This window comes from Ensifer sp. EB106-03-01-XG145 (assembly GCF_058792075.1).
Window position 1 is genome coordinate 50494 of sequence record NZ_JBYTEC010000018.1, and the last position, 20818, is coordinate 71311.

At 63.4% G+C, this 20818-nt stretch carries 18 protein-coding genes and 1 riboswitch; of the genes, 14 read left to right on the top strand and 4 right to left on the bottom strand.

Annotation, left to right across the window (positions count from 1 at the left end; translation table 11 throughout):
* Positions 1-53: 53 nt before the first annotated feature.
* Both aspT and AC3WWH_RS28260 read right to left on the bottom strand, forming a co-directional pair.
* Positions 54-1742 carry an aspartate-alanine antiporter gene (aspT, locus tag AC3WWH_RS28255; RefSeq protein ID WP_245296076.1) on the bottom strand — a complete coding sequence of 563 codons (1689 nt, stop codon included), beginning with the start codon at positions 1740-1742 and terminating at the stop codon, positions 54-56.
* 520 nt (positions 1743-2262) lie between these two features.
* A complete protein-coding gene (locus AC3WWH_RS28260; RefSeq protein ID WP_057254033.1) occupies positions 2263-2556 on the bottom strand; it encodes a DUF1330 domain-containing protein in 294 nt (97 codons plus the stop codon).
* Positions 2557-2771: 215 nt separating this feature from the next.
* A riboswitch (cobalamin riboswitch) is annotated at positions 2772-2987 on the top strand.
* Between the two features lie 105 nt (positions 2988-3092).
* On the opposite strand from AC3WWH_RS28260, the gene AC3WWH_RS28265 reads away from it, so the two are divergent.
* The 9 genes from AC3WWH_RS28265 to AC3WWH_RS28305 all read left to right on the top strand — a co-directional run bounded on the left by AC3WWH_RS28265 (position 3093) and on the right by AC3WWH_RS28305 (position 13490).
* Positions 3093-3506 carry a DUF1636 family protein gene (locus AC3WWH_RS28265; protein ID WP_057254035.1) on the top strand — a complete coding sequence of 138 codons (414 nt, stop codon included), beginning with the start codon at positions 3093-3095 and terminating at the stop codon, positions 3504-3506.
* Positions 3507-3582: 76 nt separating this feature from the next.
* Positions 3583-4389, top strand: coding sequence for an ABC transporter ATP-binding protein (locus AC3WWH_RS28270; RefSeq protein ID WP_058323492.1), 807 nt, complete (start codon positions 3583-3585; stop codon positions 4387-4389).
* Complete coding sequence (locus tag AC3WWH_RS28275; RefSeq protein ID WP_058323459.1) at positions 4386-5339, top strand: ABC transporter substrate-binding protein; 954 nt, start codon at positions 4386-4388, stop codon at positions 5337-5339. The genes AC3WWH_RS28270 and AC3WWH_RS28275 overlap by 4 nt, the downstream gene beginning before the upstream one ends.
* A gap of 3 nt (positions 5340-5342) precedes the next feature.
* The gene (locus AC3WWH_RS28280; protein ID WP_082640982.1) at positions 5343-6410 is read left to right on the top strand and encodes a FecCD family ABC transporter permease; all 1068 of its coding nucleotides are present in this window, start codon (positions 5343-5345) and stop codon (positions 6408-6410) included.
* 228 nt (positions 6411-6638) lie between these two features.
* Positions 6639-7199 (top strand): DUF924 family protein, encoded by a 561-nt coding sequence (locus AC3WWH_RS28285; RefSeq protein ID WP_058323460.1) that lies wholly within the window; start codon positions 6639-6641, stop codon positions 7197-7199.
* Between the two features lie 126 nt (positions 7200-7325).
* Positions 7326-10139 carry a mechanosensitive ion channel family protein gene (locus AC3WWH_RS28290; protein ID WP_373419908.1) on the top strand — a complete coding sequence of 938 codons (2814 nt, stop codon included), beginning with the start codon at positions 7326-7328 and terminating at the stop codon, positions 10137-10139.
* 167 nt (positions 10140-10306) lie between these two features.
* Entirely contained in the window at positions 10307-10585 is a 279-nt protein-coding gene (locus AC3WWH_RS28295) for a hypothetical protein (RefSeq protein WP_057254041.1), read from the top strand.
* A gap of 396 nt (positions 10586-10981) precedes the next feature.
* Positions 10982-12538, top strand: coding sequence for a caspase family protein (locus AC3WWH_RS28300; RefSeq protein ID WP_058323461.1), 1557 nt, complete (start codon positions 10982-10984; stop codon positions 12536-12538).
* 190 nt (positions 12539-12728) lie between these two features.
* Entirely contained in the window at positions 12729-13490 is a 762-nt protein-coding gene (locus AC3WWH_RS28305; RefSeq protein WP_058323462.1) for an MBL fold metallo-hydrolase, read from the top strand.
* A 234-nt stretch (positions 13491-13724) separates the two neighbouring features.
* Here AC3WWH_RS28305 and AC3WWH_RS28310 read toward each other — a convergent pair whose 3' ends face one another.
* Positions 13725-15134 carry an adenylate/guanylate cyclase domain-containing protein gene (locus AC3WWH_RS28310; protein WP_058323463.1) on the bottom strand — a complete coding sequence of 470 codons (1410 nt, stop codon included), beginning with the start codon at positions 15132-15134 and terminating at the stop codon, positions 13725-13727.
* A gap of 156 nt (positions 15135-15290) precedes the next feature.
* Positions 15291-15707: a nuclear transport factor 2 family protein gene (locus AC3WWH_RS28315; protein WP_057254051.1), complete on the bottom strand. Its 417-nt coding sequence runs from the start codon at positions 15705-15707 to the stop codon at positions 15291-15293.
* A gap of 189 nt (positions 15708-15896) precedes the next feature.
* Between AC3WWH_RS28315 and AC3WWH_RS28320 the strand changes: the two genes are divergently transcribed.
* The 5 genes from AC3WWH_RS28320 (at position 15897) to AC3WWH_RS28340 (ending at position 20728) form a co-directional block, all read left to right on the top strand.
* Positions 15897-16307, top strand: a complete 411-nt coding sequence (locus AC3WWH_RS28320; RefSeq protein WP_058323464.1) for a GFA family protein — start codon at positions 15897-15899, stop codon at positions 16305-16307.
* 141 nt (positions 16308-16448) lie between these two features.
* A complete protein-coding gene (locus AC3WWH_RS28325) occupies positions 16449-17522 on the top strand; it encodes a cyclic nucleotide-gated ion channel (protein WP_058323465.1) in 1074 nt (357 codons plus the stop codon).
* Between the two features lie 184 nt (positions 17523-17706).
* Complete coding sequence (locus AC3WWH_RS28330; protein WP_057254056.1) at positions 17707-18552, top strand: response regulator; 846 nt, start codon at positions 17707-17709, stop codon at positions 18550-18552.
* Positions 18553-18859: 307 nt separating this feature from the next.
* A complete protein-coding gene (locus AC3WWH_RS28335) occupies positions 18860-20128 on the top strand; it encodes a GGDEF domain-containing response regulator (protein ID WP_063891512.1) in 1269 nt (422 codons plus the stop codon).
* A 123-nt stretch (positions 20129-20251) separates the two neighbouring features.
* A complete protein-coding gene (locus AC3WWH_RS28340) occupies positions 20252-20728 on the top strand; it encodes a VOC family protein (RefSeq protein WP_057254061.1) in 477 nt (158 codons plus the stop codon).
* Positions 20729-20818: the final 90 nt, after the last annotated feature.

The window sequence follows — 20818 nt, forward strand, 5'->3', positions numbered from 1 at the left end:
CACTCCCTGTGATCTATGAAATTGGAACAATGGTCTCGGTTCGCCGGCGCGCCTCAGGCGAGCATGATGACGATGACGAGGCCGAAGATGGTGAGCAGCGTGTTGCCGATGGCGTAGGGCATGCCGTAGCCAAGCGCCGGCACCTTGCTCTTGGCCGCCTCCTGGATCATGCCGAGCGCTGCGGTCGTGGTCCTGACGCCGGCGCAGGCGCCAAACAGGATCGCCGGGTGGAACTTGAAGACATAGTGGCCGATCAGCACCGAGGCGATCATCGGGATGGAGGTTGCAACGACTCCCCAGATGAACAGCGAAATGCCAACCTCCTGGAGGCCTGCGACGAAGCCCGGTCCGGCGCCGATACCGACCACGGCGATGAAGATGTTGAGGCCGAGCGTGTTCAACAGCCACAGCGCCGGCGACGGGATGCGGCCGAAGGCGGGGTAGGTGGTGCGCAGCCAGCCGAGCACGAGACCGGCAAGCAGGGCGCCGCCGGAGGTGGAAAGCCCGATCGGAATACCGCCGATCGTTATCGTCAGCGCCCCGATCATCGCGCCGATGAAGAGACCCCAGCCGAGGAAGGCGATGTCGGTGGTTTCGACCGGGCGATCGGCAAAGCCGAGAGCCTTGATCGCCGCTTCGACGTGCCTCCTTGCGCCGCCGATGGTGACGATGTCGCCACGCTCGACGGTCGTGCCGGGAAGGACCGGGATCTCGACCAGCGAGCGCACGATCTTGCGGGCATAAACGCCGCGCGCCCAATCCATCGTGCTGACTTCGGCGAGTGTCTTTCCGGCCAGCGCCTTGCTGGTCACGTAGACGTCGACGATCTCGGCCTCCGCGTTCAAAAGCTCCTTGTCCTCGACCTCCGTCAGCTTGCTGTCCAGGTTTTCGACGAGCAGGGCGCGCCGGCCGGAGAAGGCGACGACGTCGCCCGGCTGCAGCACGGTGTTGCCGTCTGCTTCGATGATCTGATCCCCACGGCGCAGGCGCTCGACGAAGACGCGAATGCCGGGAAGCAGGTTCTTGACCGGCGTTCCGGTTAGCCCGCTTGCTTCGTCGATCCGATAGGCCCGAAGGCCGAAGTCGTGATAGGCGCGGGTGATGCCGGGTTCGCTGCTCTCGGTGCCGCCGCCGAGCTTGGCCTCATACTCCTTGCAGGCCGCCGGAAGATCGATGCCTAGAAGTTTTGGGCCAAGCTGGGCGAGGATGATGGCAGAGCCGATCGTGCCCCAGATGTAGGTGACCGCATAGGCAATCGGAATCTGGTCGGCAAAGGTCTTGGCCTGCTCCGGCGTCAGCCCGAGCGAATTGATCTGGTCGGTCGCAACGCCGATCGCCGCCGAGATCGTCTGCGAGCCGGCATACATGCCGGCGCCGTAGCCAAGCGGAAGCCCAGCGATCAGCGCGCAGAGATAGGGAACGATGAGGCACAGCACCAGGACAGACAGCGCAAACGCGATCTGTTTCGGCCCATCGGTGCTCAAGCCGCGCACGAATTGCGGGCCGACACCGTAGCCGACGGCGAACAGGAAGATCAGGAACAAGGTGGACTTCAGATCACCGGAAACCTGGATGCCCAGCTGCCCGATGAGAACACCCGCCAGAAGCGTAGCGGTGACGTTTCCGAGATTGAACCCCGCGACCTTGATGGGCCCGATCAGGAAACCGATGCCGAGGGCGAGGAAGACGGCGACCGGCGGATAGGTCCGAAGCGTCTCGACGAAGAAGTCAATTGGATTCACTGCCATCCCCTGTAGAAAGTTGCGTTGCCATCACTTCATTTCGGGACTTGCGCGGCTAAGTTGATTTTATCGGTGGCTTGTCGATGCCCAATCCTAGCTTTGGCAATTGTCGCTTCGGCTGCTGATTTTCTCAACGGCCTTGGGGTTACGTGAGCGTAACGTACGTTAAATTTCTGGCTTTTGCGCCCAGTGGGGGCTGATGAGCGCTGCGCGGCATCGGTCCGAAAGCGTCGGGTCGGGCGGTCGTGCGAAGGCAAGTTCGGGAGGGCGGCGGCGCGCCGGTCCCGATGAAGGCACACGGTCCCACTACGGCGGATTTCGCCGGCTATTCAACTCTGGCGTTGTATTTTTATGTTATCGCATAACGGATGGACATGACGAAACGCCGCATGTCGATGGACCCGGAGCACATGCCCCGCAGTTGCTTCATCCGCGCGCCGCGAAGCTTGAAGTGACGGGGGCGCTCATCCGTTCGTTTCACGAGCAAGGCCGGCAATTGCGGCCAGTCTTGCGCTCCGCTTCAGATGGCGACGCCTTCGAGTGCTATGATCCGTGTCCTGGCACAGCGCTCACGGATCGTCTTCAGGCGCTGATACTCCGGTGATTGGTACCAGGAGAGCAAGGCTTGCATGTCCGGGAACTCGAGGATGACGAGCCGGTGCGGTTCCCAGTCGCCTTCAAGCACCCGGGTTGCGCCACCGCGGCCGAGATAACGCCCGCCATAGCGGGCCTCCGTCGCCGGCACCTCTCTTTTGTATTCCTCGAAGGTCGCTGCATCGGTGATATCGACATCGGCGATCAAATAGGCAGCCATGGCAGAGCTCCTTTCCCGACAAGCCAAGGAGCAAGGATACGCCGGTCGTCGCCGTCAGGCGAGGCTCTCGCCCGCAGCGGCCGGCAGGCTGCCTTAGGATCATTTCCTTGTTGATTGTTGTTATGTTATTTTATAACAGTCAGTGCATGACGAAACGCCGCATGTTGATAGATCCCGGCCGCCCGACCCCATCGGTTGTATCCGCTGCCGATTCATGCGAGGAAGAGCGCGATGGTGCTGCGTCCGCGACAATGCGGAAGCGGCTGAAAAGGGAACACGGAACGGACGACCCTGACGGGACCGAAACCGTGGCTGCCCCCGCAACTGTGAGCGGACAGCGCATTCACACCATGTCACTGGCCAAAGGCCGGGAAGACGTGGATGCGCCGCGACCCGCGAGCCAGGAGACCTGCCATCGAACCGATCAACCACAACGGACGGGGTGTTCCGATGGAAAAGAACTGGCTTTCGCGCGACGGTCATCCGTCATCCTGCCGCTTCGCCATCTCTTGCCGTCAGTCCGGCGGAGAGAGAAAATGGCTGAGCCGACTTCCCGACAGCATAAGATAACGGTCTGCACCGATTGCCGTTTTACCGGCGGCCCCTGCATGCCGGGCGCCGAGCTGATAAAGCGTCTTAACCGCAGCATTGCCGCCCTCGGCGCGCCGCTCGATCGTGATTTCTCGATTGCCGGCACGGTCTGCATGGCGGCATGCACGCGCCCCTGCACCATCGCCTTCCAGGCGACGGGCAAGGCGACCTATCTCTTTGGCGACATTTCGCCGGAAGAGGACATCGACGATCTCGTCCGTTTTGCCGCCACCTATGTGGAGCGCGGCGACGGCATGACGCGGGCTGCCGAACGGCCGCGCGGGCTGAAGGGCAAGACGCTCGCCCGCATCCCGGCGGCCATGCTCGTCTCCGAAGACGTTGCGGGCCATTTCCAATGAGCGCGACACGCATGCGCTCAAGCGCGTTTGGTGCGTCGGGGATGGACGCGTGGCGCTGCCGGGGTGGGATCAGACCATGACCTGCACCGCAACAGGAGCCGCCCTTCGCGTTAAGGGGCTTTGCTGGGGGCCGCGCCCGGGGCTGACCCTGGTCGACGACATGGACTTCGCGATCGAGGCGGGCAGCCGGCTTGCGATCCTCGGGCCGAACGGGGCCGGCAAGACCTCGCTCTTACGCTGCCTTTACCGGGCGGTGCAGCCGAATGCGGGCCGCATCGAGGTCGACGGCGTCGACCTGTGGTCGATTTCGGCGCGCGAAGCGGCGAAAACGATCGCCGTCGTGCTTCAGGAAATGCCCGGCGATTTTCCCTTCAGCGTGCGCGACGTGGTGATGATGGGCCGCATCCCGCAGCGGGAGGGGCTCAACGGCTGGACGGACACCGACCGCGAGCGGGTGCAGCATGCACTCTCCCATCTCGATCTCGCCCATCTGGCCGGCCGCCAGTTCTCGACGCTCTCGGGCGGCGAGAAACAGCGGGTGCTGATTGCCCGGGCGCTTGCCCAGGAGCCGCGCATCATCATCCTCGATGAGCCGACCAACCATCTCGACATCCGCCACCAGCTCGAAATCCTCGAGCTGTTGCAGACGTTGAAGCTGACGATCGTATCGACGCTGCACGACATCAATCTCGCCGCCGAATTCGCGACTGACGTGGCGATCGTGACGGCGGGGCGGCTCATCGCCTTTGGCACACCCGACGCGGTGCTGAGCCCGCGGGCGCTGTCCTCCGCCTTCGGTGTCACCGCCACCGCCCACAGCACCGCCGTTGCCGGCACCGCCCGTTTCTCCTTTTCACTTCCTCGACAGGGATCCATTTCATGAAGATCAACATTGCCTCCTCTGCCTTCCTGTTTCTCATCGCCACTGCTGTGCCGGCGCTCGCCTATCCGGTTACCGTCAAGAGCTGCAACCGCGAGGTGACCTTCGATGCTGCGCCGAAGCGGGCGATCGCCAACGACGTCAATCTGATCGAGATGATGCTGGCGCTGAAGCTGCAGGACCACATGGTCGGCTACACCGGCGTTTCCGGCTGGAAGACGCTGGATGAAAAGCTGCGCGAAGGTGTGAAGGAACTGCCGGAGCTTGCGGAAAAATATCCGACCAAGGAAGTGCTCCTCAACGCCGACGCCGATTTCTTCTTCGCCGGCTGGAACTACGGCATGAAGGTCGGCGGCGAGGTGACGCCCGAGACCTTGGCGCCGTTCAAGATCGGCGTCTATGAGCTGACCGAGTCCTGCATCCACGTCATGGCCAAAGAGAAGCCGACTATGGACGATACGTTCGTCGATCTTCTCAATCTCGGTCGCATCTTCGGCGTCGAGGATCGCGCCGAGGCGCTGGTCGACGGCTACCGCCGGCAACTGGCCGAAATCACCGAGGCAAATGCCGGCCGCGAAAAGCCGACCCGCGTCTTCGTCTATGATTCCGGCGAGGAAAAGCCTTTCACATCAGGCCGCTTCGGCATCCCGACGGCGATGATCGAGGCGGCCGGTGGCGCCAACATCATGGACGACGTCGACAAGAGCTGGGTGGAGGTCTCCTGGGAGCCGGTGATCGATCGCAATCCGGAGGTCGTGGTGATCGTCAACTACGGCGAGGTGAAAGCCGAGGACAAGATCGCCTTCATGAAGAACAATCCGGCCTTCGCCACTATCGATGCGGTGAAAAACGACCGCTTCGTGGTGCTCGATTATGTCGAGGCGACGCCGGGGCCGCGCAACATCGACGCCATCGCCCGGCTCGCCAAGGTCTTTCACGGCGAGGGCCTGTAACCGATGCTGGCTGAGGATACGTCGCCTGGTCCCGCTGCCGTTTCGCGGGTTGTTCCCGTTCGGGTGATCCGCGGCGGGGTCGGGGTGTTTGCGGCGTTGCTGCTGCTTCTCCTGACCGTGACCGCGGGCGTGTCGCTCGGCTCGGCGCCGATCCCGGTCACCACCGTCTGGTCGATCGTCGCAAGCAAGCTCGCGCCCGGCAGCGTCGAGGCCTTCTGGTCGGCGGGGCGCGAAAGCATCGTCTGGGACGTGCGCCTGCCGCGGGTCATGCTGGCGGGGCTTGTCGGCGCCGGATTGGCGCTGACAGGCGCCGTGCTGCAATCGGTCACGCGCAATCCGCTTGCCGATCCGCATCTGCTCGGCGTCTCCTCGGGCGGCGCGCTCGGGGCGATCGTCGCACTGCTCCACACCGGAATGATCCTCGGTCTTCTCACGGTGCCGCTCTTTGCCTTTGGCGGCGCGCTGCTGGCAACCGTGCTGGTCGCTTTCGTTTCCCGCGCTCTAGGCACCAGTGCCGATCGCCTGGTGCTTGCCGGCGTCGCCGTCGCCTTCGTGCTGACGTCGATCGGCAATCTCATGATCTTCCTGGGGGATCCGCGGGCGACGCACACGGTGATCTTCTGGATGCTCGGCGGCCTTGGCCTGGCGCAATGGCCGCATCTCATCTATCCGGCGCTCGTGCTGTCAGTCTCGCTCGGCTGGCTGGTCGTCCGATCGCGGGAAATCAACGCGCTTGCCATGGGCGACGAGACGGCGATGACGCTCGGCATTCCCGTGCGCCGCTTCCGTCTGACGCTCTTCGTCGTCACCGCGCTCCTGACCGGGGTCATGGTGGCCTTTTCCGGAGCGATCGGCTTCGTCGGGCTGATGGTGCCGCATTTCGTGCGGCTTTTCGCCGGCAGCGACAATGTCCGGGTCATCCCGCTCTCGGCCTTCTTTGGCGCCTTGACGCTGATCCTGGCCGACCTCGTGGCCCGCGTCATCATGGCGCCGGAGGACATGCCGATCGGCGTCGTTACCGGCATTGTCGGCGGCATCGCCTTTGTTGCCATCCTGACGCGGCGCGCGTAAGGCGAGCATCGAATTGTGCATGCATGGAAATGGGCCGGTCCGCGCCTATGTCTTAGCGCATGTCTCCTTGAATCGAACTCGATTTAAGGACAAAGACATGCAGAAAATCAAAGTGCTACAGCGACCTTTGCGCGTCTGATAAGACGCGCGGCGCTGTAGCGCATGCATGGCTGCCCGATCAGGCCTCGAAAGGGGCAGGACCGGCAGAAGAGTGGCACGAGGGAGCAAATGACGAACGAAGTTGAAATCTGCACGCCGGATGACGTTTTGAATTTCTGGTTCGGCGAGCTCACCTATGACGACTGGTTCACGATGAGCGGCGAACTGGATAAGGCCTGCATTCGTCGTTTCCAGGCATCACATCTGGCGCTTGCCCGCGGGGTCAGCGAGATCTGGCGGGCAACGCCAGAGAACCGGCTGGCGGCGATCATCCTGCTCGACCAGATGCCGCGCAATATGTATCGCGGCACCCCGCTTGCCTTCGCGACCGATTGCCTGGCACTGCACGAGGCGAAGCTTGCCGTCGGCATCGGTGCCGACATGGCGATCAAGCCGGAAGCGCGCGCCTTCGTCTATCTGCCGTTCGAGCATTCGGAAAACCTGACCGACCAGACCATGTCGGTGAAGCTTTTCACCGAACTCGGCGATGCCGACTATCTCGACTATGCCATCCGCCACCGCGAGGTGATCGAACAATTCGGCCGCTTCCCGCACCGAAATGCCCTCCTGGCCCGCGTCTCGACAGACGCCGAGCTTGCCTATCTGGCACAGCCCGGCGCCGGTTTCTGACGAAAAATCCGGCGGTGGAGCGCAATTGGCGGCGTCTTTTGCATCTTTCCGCCGTCTTTCGTATTCACACCGCATTGTGACGACCACTGACGCGATTCCGCACCATGGTCTCAACCTGCAAGGATCATGAAATTGCGTTCTGTCGGAAGATTGCCTGCCATTCTCGTCTGCCTGCTGGCGCTTGCCGCCGCCGGCCCGGTCATGGCGCAAGGCACGACGCAACCGGCACAAGGTACGACCCAGAGCGCAGCGCAGCCAGAGCAGAAGGCGACGCCGGCTCAGCCGGCCCAGACCGCAACGCAACCAGCTGGGAAAGCGGCGGCACCCGCGCAGGATGGTGCGCAGCCCGCTGACAAGGGCGCGGCACCCGGCGGCGCGACACCCGGCGCAGCCACCCAGCCGGCCGCGACGGCCACCCAACCGGCGCAGACGGCAACACCGCCGGCCGGCGAGGCGGTGCCGGCGGATGCCACGCCGCCGGCCCAGAGCCAGGCGGCCGATCAGCTTTCCAAGGCCGCCGAGGATCTCAAGCGGCTGACGGACCTCGTCGACAAGGCCAAGGACGACGACATCGTGCTTGCCGACCTCAAGGTTCAGGTCGACGCGCTCGCCAAGCAAATCATCGGCGTGTCGGTCTCGACCCGGCCGCGCCTCGACGAAATCAAGGGGCGGCTCACCGAACTCGGCGATCCGCCGGCCGAGGGACAGCCGCCCGAAGCCGACATCGTGACCGCAGAGCGCAAACGGCTGATGGCCGAGCGCGGCGCCATCAACGCGCTCACCGGCGAGGCCGAGGGTCTTTCGATCCAGGCGACGAAGCTTTCCAACACCATTACCGCGACAAGGCGGGCGCTGTTTTCCAACACGCTGCTGAAGAACACCGAAGTCTCGACCGGCATGTTCGACGACGCTCTGACGGCGACGGCGGACGAAACCCGCGTGCTCTCGCGCAGTGTCGGGAGCTGGCTGAGTTTTGCCTGGAACTACAAGCGCGTGCCGCTTTTGACGGCGCTGTTCCTGTCGCTGCTGGCGGCGCTCGTGTTCCTTGCCGGCAGCCGCAGGCTCTTTCGCCCGCTGATCCAGCATGACATTACCGATGAGGAGCCGAGCTACTTCCGCCGCCTGTCGGTCGCCTTCTGGTCCACGCTGATCCCGACGATCGCCTCGGCCGCCTTCGCGATTTCAAGCTTCCTGTTCCTGCGTGGCTTCAACGTGCTGCGCTCCGACATCGCACCGATCATTGCCATTACGCTCGGCGTCGCGGTGGTTGTGTTCTTCGTGACAAGGCTCGCCCAGGCGGTGTTGTCGCCGCGCGATGCGCGCTGGCGGCTCGTCAGGGTTTCCGATCGCGGCGCCAGGATGCTGATGATCGCGATCTTCGCCATGGCGCTGGTCAACGGTCTTGATTACCTGTTCGGCGGCGTCAGCGAGGCGCTCGGCTCGCCGGTGGTCCTCACCGTCGTCAAGAGCTACATCGCCTCCATCGTCATCGGCCTCATCATCATGGCGTCGGCCTGGATCAAGCCGACGCTCAGAAAGGACGAGTCCTTCGATGCTCATGGCCGCGCCTGGCCGCGGCTGGTGTCGTTTGCGCTGCTTGCGACCGGGGCCTTGCTGATCATTGCGGCCGTCTCCGGCTATGTCGGTCTCGCCCGCTTCATCGCCACGCAGATCATCATCACCGGCGCGATCCTGGTGACGATGTATATCGGCATTCTCACCGGCCGGGCCGTGGCCAAGCAGGGTGCGTTTGCCGAGACGGCGGCCGGGCGCTATCTCGAGCGCCGCTACAATCTGGAACAGGTGGCGCTCGACCAGATCGGTCTTGCCGCGGGCCTCAGCATCTATGCCCTGGTCGTGATGGTCTTCATCCCGCTGATCCTCTTGCAGTGGGGCTTCCAGGTCGCCGACATCGAGTCCTGGGCCTACCGGATGGTGACCGAGATCAGGATCGGCTCGATCACCATCTCGCTGGTCGGCATCCTCGCGGGCGTCCTGTTCTTCGCGCTCGGTTTTGCGGTCACCCGCTTCGTGCAGCGCTGGATCGACGGCAACATCATGGCGAGAAGCCGGGTCGATGCCGGCGTGCGCAACTCGATCCGCACCGGCATCGGCTATACCGGCGTCGGCCTTGCGTGCCTCATCGGCCTCTCGGCAGCGGGCATCGATCTCTCGAACCTCGCGCTCGTCGCCGGTGCTCTCTCGCTCGGCGTCGGTTTCGGTCTGCAGAACATCGTTTCGAATTTCGTCTCGGGCCTGATCCTGCTCGTCGAGCGGCCGTTCAAGGTGGGCGACTGGATCGTCAGTGGCACGACGGAAGGCTTCGTCAAGCGCATCTCGGTACGCGCGACCGAGATCGAAACCTTCCAGCATCAGTCGATCATGATGCCGAACTCGCTGCTGATCAACGCCTCGGTCGGCAACTGGACGCACCGCAACAAGCTCGGCCGCTCCGAAATCGCCGTCACCGTCACCTATGCCAGCGATCCGCGCCGGATCATGGAACTGCTGTCCGAGATCGCCGCCGCCCATCCGATGGTCTTGAAGAACCCTTCGCCGACCGTCGGTTTTACCGCCTTTGGCGACGAGCGCATGACCTTCGAGCTCCGGATTTACGTCGCCGACGTCTTGACCGGCGGCGGCGTGCGCAACGACCTGCGCGTGTCGATCTACGAGCGTTTCCGCGACGAGCGGATCGGCGAGCCGTTCCCGGTCAAGATTGAGGACGTGCCGGTCGAGGACCAGACCGGCATCGAAAGCCACCACCCGGAAGAGGTGGGCGAACCGAAGGGCGCCACCTCCGCCGAGGCAAGAGCGTCGGCCAAGGCGACGGCTTCAGGCAAACCGGCTGCTTCCGCAGCGCCGCTCAACGAGGAACGCGAGGCAGAAGAAACGGGCAGTCGCCGAACCGCCAGCCGCCGCGCAAACCCGAACCGCTGATAAACGGAGCGTTCAGCCGCTATTCAGCCGGCGTGCCATAAAAAGCATGCAATTCTTCTGGTGACCGATTACGTTGTCATCGGCTGAAGAGGTGGCCGGCGCAGCGTCGCGAAACCGACGGGGCGGCCGGCTCGGCGAGAGGGCGGCGCTTCGGGCGCCGATGGGCAATGAAGAAATCTGTGATTGCTTTGCTTTCCGGCGTACTGGTGGCCTACGTGCCTATGGCAGGCGCGGCCAGTGCCGCGACGGTCACGAACAAGGACAGCGAGACCGCCGTCCTGGTCGTCGTCGAGGGCGAAAGCCGCATGGAAGTGGCGATCGCCGCAGGCGCCACGGAGATGATCTGCCCGAGCGGCTGTTTCGTGACGGCGCCGAGCGGCGACCGCATCGGCCTGCAGGGCGACGAGAATGTCGAGATCGTCAACGGCAATGTCGTGGTGAAGTAACCGGAAACCAGCCACTGAAGGGCGCGGACTCTTCCGCGCCCCTAGAGCGCCGTGCGTTCAGACGAACGCGCAAAGGACGCTCTATAGCGCCGCAGTTTCAGACGAACGCACAAAAGACGCTCTGGCTCTTGAAGTCGAGAGCAGCTTTCCGCTCTCACTGTTTCCACTTGAGAGCGGAATGCATTGGCACCCACAGCTAATCACGGCGCGCTAATTCCATTGGATGGCGAATGAACCGGCTCTCCCGCCCGTCACTACGACGAGAGACAGGGTGGTCCGGCGAATGCCTTTGCCATCCCTTCGAAGCGCATTGACACGACCCATGCCCGGTAGCACGCTCGGCTGTTCGGCCGACGTTGCTCGCCACGGTCGTTCGCGCATTGCGGGAGGGGAACCATGCCATTCCTTCGCATCGCCTTGGCCGTCCTATTGGTGTTTTGCGCCTCGGAGGCGGTTGCCGAGAAGCGCGTGGCGCTGGTCATCGGCAATTCCGCCTATCAGCATGTGGCGGCGTTACCCAATCCTGGCAATGACGCTGCCGACATGGCGGCCAAGCTCGAAGGGCTCGGCTTCGAGGTGGTGACCGGTGTGGATCTCGATCTCTCGGGCGTGCGGCGCGTATTGCGCGCTTTCGTCGGCCGTCTCGATGGCGCCGATCTGGCGCTGTTCTACTATGCCGGCCACGGCCTTCAGGTGGATGGCGAGAACTACCTTGCCCCTGTCGACGCCAAGCTCGCCTCCCATGTCGATCTCGATTTCGAGGCGGTGCCGATGAACCTGATCCTGTCGGCGATGGAGCGCAGCACCAGGGTCAATGTCGTGCTGCTTGATGCGTGTCGCGACAATCCGCTTGCGGTCAATCTCGCCCGCTCCATGGGCACCCGATCGGCCTCGGTCGGCCGCGGGCTTGCCAAGGTCGGCACCGGCATCGGCACGCTGATCGCCTTTGCCACCCAGCCCGGCAATGTCGCGCTCGACGGCAGCGGGCGAAACTCGCCCTTTACGTCGGCGCTACTCCGGCATCTCGGCCAGCCGGGACGCGACATCACCCGCGAGCTGATCGAGGTGCGCCGCGACGTTCTTTCGGCAACCGGCGGCAAGCAGGTGCCCTGGGACAATTCCTCGCTGACCGGCGAGGTGGTGCTGAAGCCTGCCGATGGCGGCCAACCGGCGTCGGTCAAAGAGCCGGCGACGGATCAGACCGCCGAGCTTGCCTATTGGGACACGATCAAGGATGGGACGGACCGCGATCTGTTCGACGCCTATCTGCAACAATATCCCGATGGCGCTTTCGCATCCCTGGCGAGGGCCAAGATCCGCATCATCGAGCGGGTCTCTGCCCCGGCAACCGAGGGCGTGACCGAGGTGCCCGCCGGCCAGGCCGTGGCGGCCGTCGATCCGGCCGCAGCCGCTGCGGGCACCGACGATCGCGCCTTGACCCGATCGATCCAGCAGCAGCTGAACCGGCTCGGCTGTCAGGCCGGCAGCGAGGATGGGCTGTGGGGCGCCGGCAGCCGCAAGGCGCTGGAGGCATTTGCCAGGCACAGCAAGGCTGAACTCGCAACGCTCGAACCTTCCAGCGACGTGCTCGAGCGCCTGAAGGCCGAGAAGGCGCGGATCTGCCCGCTTGCCTGCGCGCGAAACCAGGAGGCAAAAGACGGCCGTTGCGTGACGATCCGGCGCGAGGCCAAACTGCCCGAGCCGAGCGCGACCCAGGGCACCGCCAAGACACCGGCGAAGAGCACCGGCACGCGAGCGATCAGCCCGCCGGCCGAGCTGAAAAAGAAGAGCTTTGCCGGCTGCCCCGACAATGCGGACGTCGCCTTCCGGCAGATGTTTTCCCGCGGCTCTGGCCGCGGCAGGACGACGATAGCCGCCACGCACTCCTGCGGTCGTGCCTTCGCCTGTCACCGGGCGGCAAGGGGCCAGCCGTGGGATTGCGGCTGGCGGTGAGGCTGCGTGTGGCAAGCGGCGATCCGGGCGCTGCGGCGTTAGCTGGAGCGTCTCAGGTCCGCCGGCCGAAAGCCGTCGCGCGCCTTTTGGCGGCGTGGCAGAGGGCAAATTTCGGCTCTTGATTTTACCGCCGCCTCAGCAAGGATCACGGCGACATCCGTCACCGCTTTCCGGCAAGGGAGGACTCCCCATGAAACTCCAGCTTATCCGCAACGCCACGCTCAAGCTCGACTATGCCGGCCATACCGTGCTCATCGATCCCTTTCTCGGGCCGAAAGACAGCCTGCCGTCCTTTGCCGGGCGCTCGCCCAATCCGACGGTCGAGCTGCCGGTCGATATCGACACCATCCTGGCCGGTGTCGAACTCGTCATCATCTCGCATCTGCATGAGGACCACTTCGACGACACCGCCAAGGAGCGGGTGCCGAAGGGGCTGCCGATCCTCTGCCAGCCGGGCGACGAGGAGGCGATCCGTGCCGCCGGCTTTCGCGACGTCACGCCGCTTTCCGACAAGGCCAGCTGGCAGGGGCTGACGCTGACCCGGCGTGACGGCAGCCATGGGCTCGGTCCGGTCGTCCAGGACATGGGGCCTGTCATCGGCTTCAGCCTTGAGGCGAAGGGCGAGCCGACGGTCTACTGGGCAGGCGACACGGTCTTCTATCCGGCGATCGAGAAGACGATCCGCGAAACGAAGCCTGACATCATCGTCACCCATTCCTGCGGCGCGAAGTGGAATGGCGATCTCATCGTCATGGATGCCGAGCAGACGATCAAGGTCTGCGAGACGGCGAAAAACAGCACCGTCATTGCAACGCACATGGAGGCGCTGGATCACGCGACGGTCAGCCGAAGCGAGCTGCGGGCCGCCGCCGATGCCCATGGCATACCCTTGACGAAGCTGGTGATCCCCGATGACGGCGACGTGCTGACGCTGATACCGCCGGTGGTCTAAGCAATTCCAGGAAAAGTGCGAAGCGGTTTTGCGTCCGGAATTGCGGAGATACCAAGCAATTCCAGGAAAAGTGTGAAGCGGTTTTCCGTCCGGAATTGCGGCGATTCCAAGCAATTCCAGGAAAAGTGTGAAACGGTTTTCCGTCCGGAGTTGCGGCGATTCCAAGCAAATTCCAGGAAAAGTGTGAAGCGGTTTTCCGTCCGGAATTGCGGCGATCCAGAAGGCCGGACGAGCTTACGGGATCGAGAAGATACTGATCTCGTTGGTGATGCCGCGCAGAGCGACATTGTGCGACTGCGGATTGAGGCCGCGGTCGCTGAGCAGGCCGGAGGTGCGCGGGTCGTCGAGCACGGAGCTGGTGGCGAAGATCTCGCGCGAACTCGCGAGATGCTGGACGCGCGAGGCGATATTGACCGTCTGGCCGAAATAATCCTGGCGCTCGTTGAGGTTGACGGCGATGCACGGCCCCTCGTGGATGCCGATCTTCAACAGCAGATCCTCGGAGCCCCGGTCCTCGTTGAGCTGTCGCATCGCCTCGCGCATGCGCATGGCCGCGGCAACCGCGCGATCCGGCGTCGGGAAGGTTGCCATGACCGCGTCGCCGATCGTCTTGACTACGGCGCCGGCCTCGGCGGCAACGATCTCGTTGACGGCGCTGAAATGGGTCTTCACCAGATCGAAGGCTGCGAGATCGCCGACCCGTTCGTAAAGCTCGGTCGAGCCGCGCAGATCCGAGAAGAGGAAGGTGAGGCTGGTGATCTTCAGCCGCTGGTCTACGTCGATCGTGTCGGTGCGGTAGATATCGCGGAAGGTCTGGTTGGACAGCAGCCGCTTGGCGGTGAGGAACGGGCGCCGACGGCCGAGAATATCGTGCAGGGTGTCATTGGCGATACAGACCGAGGGCAGGGTGCGCACATCCGTATGGTTTTCCACCTGGATGCGCAGCGGACCCGGCTGCATGGTCAACGCCTCGTCGTGGCGATGGCCGCGATCGAAGACGAGCGACAGCGTCCGCCGCTCCTTGGTCGGCTCGCCCTTGACGTCGATGAATTGCGCGGCATGGGTCACCGGCTCGAAGACGATGATGAATTCCGCCGGCATCTGCAGCGAGATCACCGCCTTTTCGCCGGGCGGCAGTTCGAGCGCCTCGATCATGAAATCGTCGACCTGGGCCTCGTAGTCGTCCTCCGGCAAATCTATGCCGGAGCCCCAGTAGATCTGGCGGAAATATTCGAGCGGCGGCAGCTCGTGCGGGTTGTGGGCCTCGATGTGGCGTACCCGCGGGTTAACGGTGAAGGTCACTTCCACCATCTCGTCGAGCGTCGGCTCATAGCCGGCGGCGCAGAGCGAGCAGGTATAGGTGTCGCTCTGCACGGTCTTCAGCGAGGTATTGGAATCAAGCACACCGCCGCAGCCGGGGCAGAGCACATTCCACGACAGCTCGAAGAGCCCGAGGCGTGAGGCATGCAGGAAGGCGGCGATGACCTTTTCTTCGTCGAGCCGATGCTCGGCGGCAAAGGCGAGCGCATTGACGCGGCAGAGCTTGCGGTCCGGCGCTTCCCGGACAAATCGCTCCAATACGCCGGCGATGTCAGGCTGCACGTTTTGGCGCAGCATGTCGAAGAGAGGCTGAGCGTCACTCATGATTGCATCCTACACCGAAAAGAACCGGCGGGGCAGCCAGTTTGTCGGTGAGGGTTCGCGTGCCGGAGATTGGCCCTGGCCGGCTTTCCCGCCACTTTAATCCGCCTTGGCGACGAGGCTGAAATAGCCTCGCCGCACATGGGTCGATCGCGTGCTCTACGCCGCCTTGCGGTCGCGGCCGAAGGGATCGCCGAGCACCGATTCCGTGTGCAAGGAGGCCAGCCATCCACCGTCCTTGCGGATCCAGGTGGTGGCGTCGGCCGCCTTTATCGTCAAAGGCTCTCCCTCGACTTCCATCTCTTCCGTCACCGTGTAGGCGATGACGGCGACGTCCTCGCGCGGAAAGATGACGCTGACGTCGTCGAGGCGAAACGCATTGAGCTTCCAGGAACCTTCGGCCTGGTCGGCCATCCTGCGATAGTCATCGCGGGTAAGAATGGCCGCCCCTTGCGCCCCCACGACGATCGACCGTTCGGGTAGCATGGCCACGGACGCCTCGGTATCCTTCTCCAGGATGGTTCGCCAGAATTCCTGTTCGAGATCGATGATCTCCTGTTCGTCGGCATGTGCCATGGTTTGATTCCTCCGTTTACAATTTGCAGAAGCCATGGGACGGACAAAGGTTCCGACCAAAAAGACCTCGCCGCATAGCGCGCATTTTTTGCGCGACCGCGTGAGATCGAAGCCGAACCGCCCCGCGGGAACCCAACACCCGCCTCTGTCGTTTTCCGGATCCAGCAGTTGCGAAGCAGGATGAGACACATGAGGATCTTCTCGGGAAAATGCCTCTGCGGCCAGGTGCAAGTATCGCTTCGTGGCGAACCTCTGCGCGTCGGTATCTGCCATTGCATGGATTGCCGGAAGGAAAGCGGTTCGGCCTTCACCTTCTATGGCATCTGGCGCGCAGACCAGTTTGAACGTACCGGCGATACGTCGGAGTTTCAGGGACGGTGTTTCTGTCCCGGTTGCGGGTCGCGGGTTTTTTCGGTCGATGCGCGTGAGGCGGAGGTCAAGCTCGGTATCCTGTCCGACGCGCCGACCTCGCTTAAGCCGAGCTACGAGCTCTGGATCAAGCGGCGCGAGCCATGGCTGAGGCCCGTCGAGGGCGCCGAGCAGTACCAGCAGGATCGCGAACGGGCAGCCGACGAAGGGCCGGTCGACACGCGCTACTAGAGCGCGCGTCACCGTCAAACTGCCATCCCTTAATTAAGCGTCGATTCATCAATGGAATTGTGCTTAAGATCAAAGCGTTACTGCGCTGCTGGCATGTCGGGCCGAGGTATCGCCTGAGAGCGCGGGTCGCTGGGGGAGTGAATGTCGGCACGGCCTTTCCTGAAAATCTCCGCGCCGCTCAACGGGCTTTTGGCGGCGGCGGGGCTTATTACGGTCGCGGCGCTGACGGCGCGGGATATTGGCCTGACGGCCAAGCTGTCGCTGGAGCTTGTGCTGGCCGGTATCTGGGCCATCTATGTTCTGCAACTGGCCGATACGGTGATGCGGCAGCGGGCGAAGGACGATCGCGGGCGGACGCCCGAACTCATCATCGATCTGCTTGCCGTCGTGGTTCCGCTTGCCGGATTTCTTCTCGCTGGCCCGCGTGACCAGAGCCTTTATTGCGGTATCTGGCTGTTGAAGCCGCTGCGTCATTTCACCTTCTTCCGCCTGCTTGGCCGGGTGGTGGCGCGGGCGGCACCCAATCTCGTCGGTGTCACCTCGGTCTTCGGCATCGTTCTCTTCGGCGCATCGCTTTTTGCCTATCTCATCGAGCGCGATATCCAGCCCGACAAGTTCGGCAGCATTCCCCAGGCCATGTGGTGGGCGGTGGTGACACTTTCGACCACGGGCTATGGCGACGAGATTCCGATGAGCTTTGCCGGTCGGGTGCTGGCGGGCCTCGTCATGATGTGCGGCATTGGCATCTTCGCGCTGTGGGCCGGCATTCTTGCCACCGGCTTCTTCGAGGAGGTGCGCCGCCAGGATTTTGTGCGCAACTGGCAGCTGGTTGCGGCCGTGCCGTTGTTCCAGAAGCTCGGCTCGGCCGCCTTCGTCGAGATCGTGCGGGCACTGCGCCCGCGGGTGGTTCCGGCCGGTGCCATCATCTGCCGCAAGGGCGAGGCGGGCGACCAGATGTTCTTCATCGTCGAGGGCCGCGTCAGTATTACGACCCCTTCGCCGACACCCATCGAACTCGGCCCCGGCAGCTTCTTCGGCGAAATGGCACTGATCACGGGCGAGCCGCGCTCGGCGACCGTCAGCGCAGCCACGGAGGTCTCGCTGCTGTCGCTCTATGCGGAGGATTTCCAGATGCTGTCGAGCAGCAATCCGGAGATCGCCGAAGTCATCCGCAAGACGGCGGAGGCGCGGCGTGGCGGGACGTCCAGGGATTGACGGGATGGTGGGATCCGGCGGCCCTCGTGTCGTGCCGGCACGCGACCTCGTCATTTCGTCGGTTGCTCATTAACACGAGAGAAAGCCTTTCTCCTCTAGCATGACGGCTGCAAGTTACAGTGACTTTGCGGGCACGAAGAACGCTTGGGCGCTGTAGGGGGACACTCTTTTACATAGGCGTTCAATGTCGTTTTTTGGCATTTCCGGAATGTATTATTCCGGCGAATCCCTTGCCCAGCACCGTATCGTGCTTGCCGAGGACTCCAACCTCTTCTCGTCGATGGTTTCGAAGCGGCTGAAAGAGCTGTTCGACATCGATGTCATCGTCTGCCGCGACTATGACGATTTGCAGTTCGCGGTCGAAAACGCGACTTTTCCGGCGTCGCTCGCCATCTCCAACATCAACCTGCCGGGGGCGGAGAACGGCGAGGCGCTCAACTATCTGATCGACATGAGCGTGCCGACCGTCGTCTTTACCGGCTCGTTCCAGGAGTCGACGCGCGAAAAGATCCTCGCCAAGGAGATCGTCGACTACGTTATCAAGGATAGCGTCTTTGCCGTCGACATGTTGGCGGAATCGGTCTGCCGCTTCCTCACCAACCACAAGCACCACGTGCTGATCGTCGACGACAGCCCGACGGCGCGCGCACTTCTGACGACGCAGCTCAAGCGCTACAATTTCCGCACCAGCTCGGCCGACAGCGGCGCAGCCGCGCTCGAACTTCTCAAGAGCAATCCCGATATCGGCCTCGTCATCACCGACTACAACATGCCCGATATCGACGGATTCGAGCTGACGCGGCGCATCCGCGGTTCCTACGGGCCGCATCAGCTGCGCATCATCGGCGTCTCGTCCTCCACCAACCGGCTTTTGTCGGCGCGTTTCCTGAAAGCGGGCGGCAACGACTTCATCGTCCGCCCCTTCGTCAATGAGGAATTCTACTGCCGCGTCAACCAGAACCTGGACACGCTGACCAAGATCCGCACCCTCAGCGAAAAGGTTAGGGTTCCGGCGCAAGCTTCGGCCTGATACGAGAAATAATCCCCAAAATTCTGTGGCAATCTGCGCGAAATCCCGCGCGCAGGTTGCTCCATTAACGAAATTGCAATCCGATCGGTCTTCAATCCGCCCCAGCAGGAGCGGGGAGCCCGGTCACACCAGACCACGCCGGCCAATGGGTCGGTGCGGTCAGTGGCAGGGTCTATTCATATATTCGGAGCCAGCGTCACCCCCTTCAAGGGAAGCACGCCTGCGGCTCGAGAGGGGTTGCAGGGACGTGAGATTGCGCCGCACGCCAGGCCGGCTGAATTCTGTGCAAAAGCACAGCGACAAGCGCATGCTCCTTGTCGAAGATTCCCGGATGTTCGCGACGGCGCTGAAGTACGGGCTCGAGTCCGTCCACGGCATCCGCGTCACCCATTGCAGCTCGCTTGCGGCGCTCAGGGAAACGCTGGAGCAGGCACCGGAAAGCTTCTCGCTCGCGGTGCTCGACCTCAACCTGCCGGACGCGCCCAATTGCGAGGCGCTCGAATTCGTCCTCGACAATCAGGTGCCGGCCGTCGTCTTCACCGCAGCCTTCAACGACCAAACGCGCGAAGAGATCCTCGGGCGCGGCGTGCTCGATTGCGTCATCAAGCATCAGCCTGAATCGATCAACCTCCTGATCGGCGCCGTCGACCGTGCGCTTACCAATGGCAAGACGACGGTGCTGCTTGCCGATTCCGATGCCGCCTCGCGCAGCGAGCTTGCCGGTATCCTGAGAAGGCAGCGGATCTCCGTCTGCGAGGTCGCGTCCGCTGCCGATGCGCTGCAGGTGCTCGACAGCGGCGAGGCGGTCGATCTGGTCGTCACCGATCTCGATCTCGCCGACATGACCGGTGCCGCGCTGCTAGCCGAAGTGGAACGCCGGCAGGGCGATGGCGCATTGCCGGTGATCGGCCTTTCCGACAGCGGCGACCGAAGGGCCGGCGCCCGCTTTCTCGAAGCAGGCGGCACCGACTTCATCCAGAAACCGTTCCTCGAAGCGGAGTTCAACGGCCGCATCGCGCAAGCCGCCAGCATCCAGAAGCGCCTGCAGACGCTGCAGCGGCAGGCGGCCAGCGACTATCTCACCGATCTCTACAACCGCCGCCATTTCTTTCTTGCCGGCCCGCGCCTGGTGGAGCAGTGCCTGAGGCGCGGCGAGCCGACGGCGATCGCCATACTCGATATCGACCATTTCAAGCGGCTCAACGACACCTACGGCCACGAGATCGGCGATATCGTGCTGAGACACGTGGCCAAGCGCCTGGCGGTGCTGGTGGGCGAGGAGCACCTGCTTGCCCGCCTGGGCGGCGAGGAGTTCGGCATCCTCTTCAACGGCTGCGATGTGCGCCGCGCCTTCGCCTTCTGCGATGCGCTCAGGCTGGAGCTGGCGAAATCGCGGATCGTCGCCGACGACGAGGAACTGACGATCACCGTGTCGATCGGCCTTGCCACCATCGAGACGTCGGAAGCTTTCGAAAACTACCTGCACGCTGCCGACCAGTTTCTCTATATGGCCAAGCACGCTGGCCGGAACCGGGTGATCTCGGAATTGGCACTGCTCGACGCGCTGGCGTCGTAAGCTCCCGGGCCGAGCCGCAGGCCTGCCTTCAGAAAAAAGATGCGCCACGTGTCGGCTTGGAACGAAGTCGAACGTCCTTTGGTTACCCGCACATGATCAAGCGGTACGAAGAGGAGCCGACAGATGACGAATGTTGTTTCAAATCTCTGGTTTGCGAAGGAAGCGCGCGAGGCGGTCGACTTCTATATTTCCCTCGTTCCCAACTCGGCGATCACGCGCATCACCACCTTGCCGGCGGAAAGCCCGAGCGGACCGCCCGGCAGCGTTCAGGTCATCGAGTTCATGCTTGGCAATCAGCAGTTCATGGCCCTCGAAGCCGGGCCGCTCGACCCGTTCAACCATGCCTTCTCGATCATGATCCAGTGCGACAGCCAGGAGGAAATCGACCGGCTGTGGAGCGGGATCCTCGATAACGGCGGAGAGCCCGAGCAATGCGGCTGGATCCGGGATCGCTGGGGCCTCTGCTGGCAGATCGCGCCACGGGTGCTTGGCGACATGGTCGCCCATTCGGACCGCGAGCGCGCCAAGCGGGCGACGGAGGCGATGCTGGGCATGATCAAACTCGACATCGCCGAACTGGAGCGCGCCTTCCACGGTTAGGGTCGCACTCGTTTGTGGGGCTGGTCCTTGAGCGGAGGGAATGGAGAGCGAGGCGCCTCCAACGGCTCCGGAGGGCAGTTCCGAGGCGAC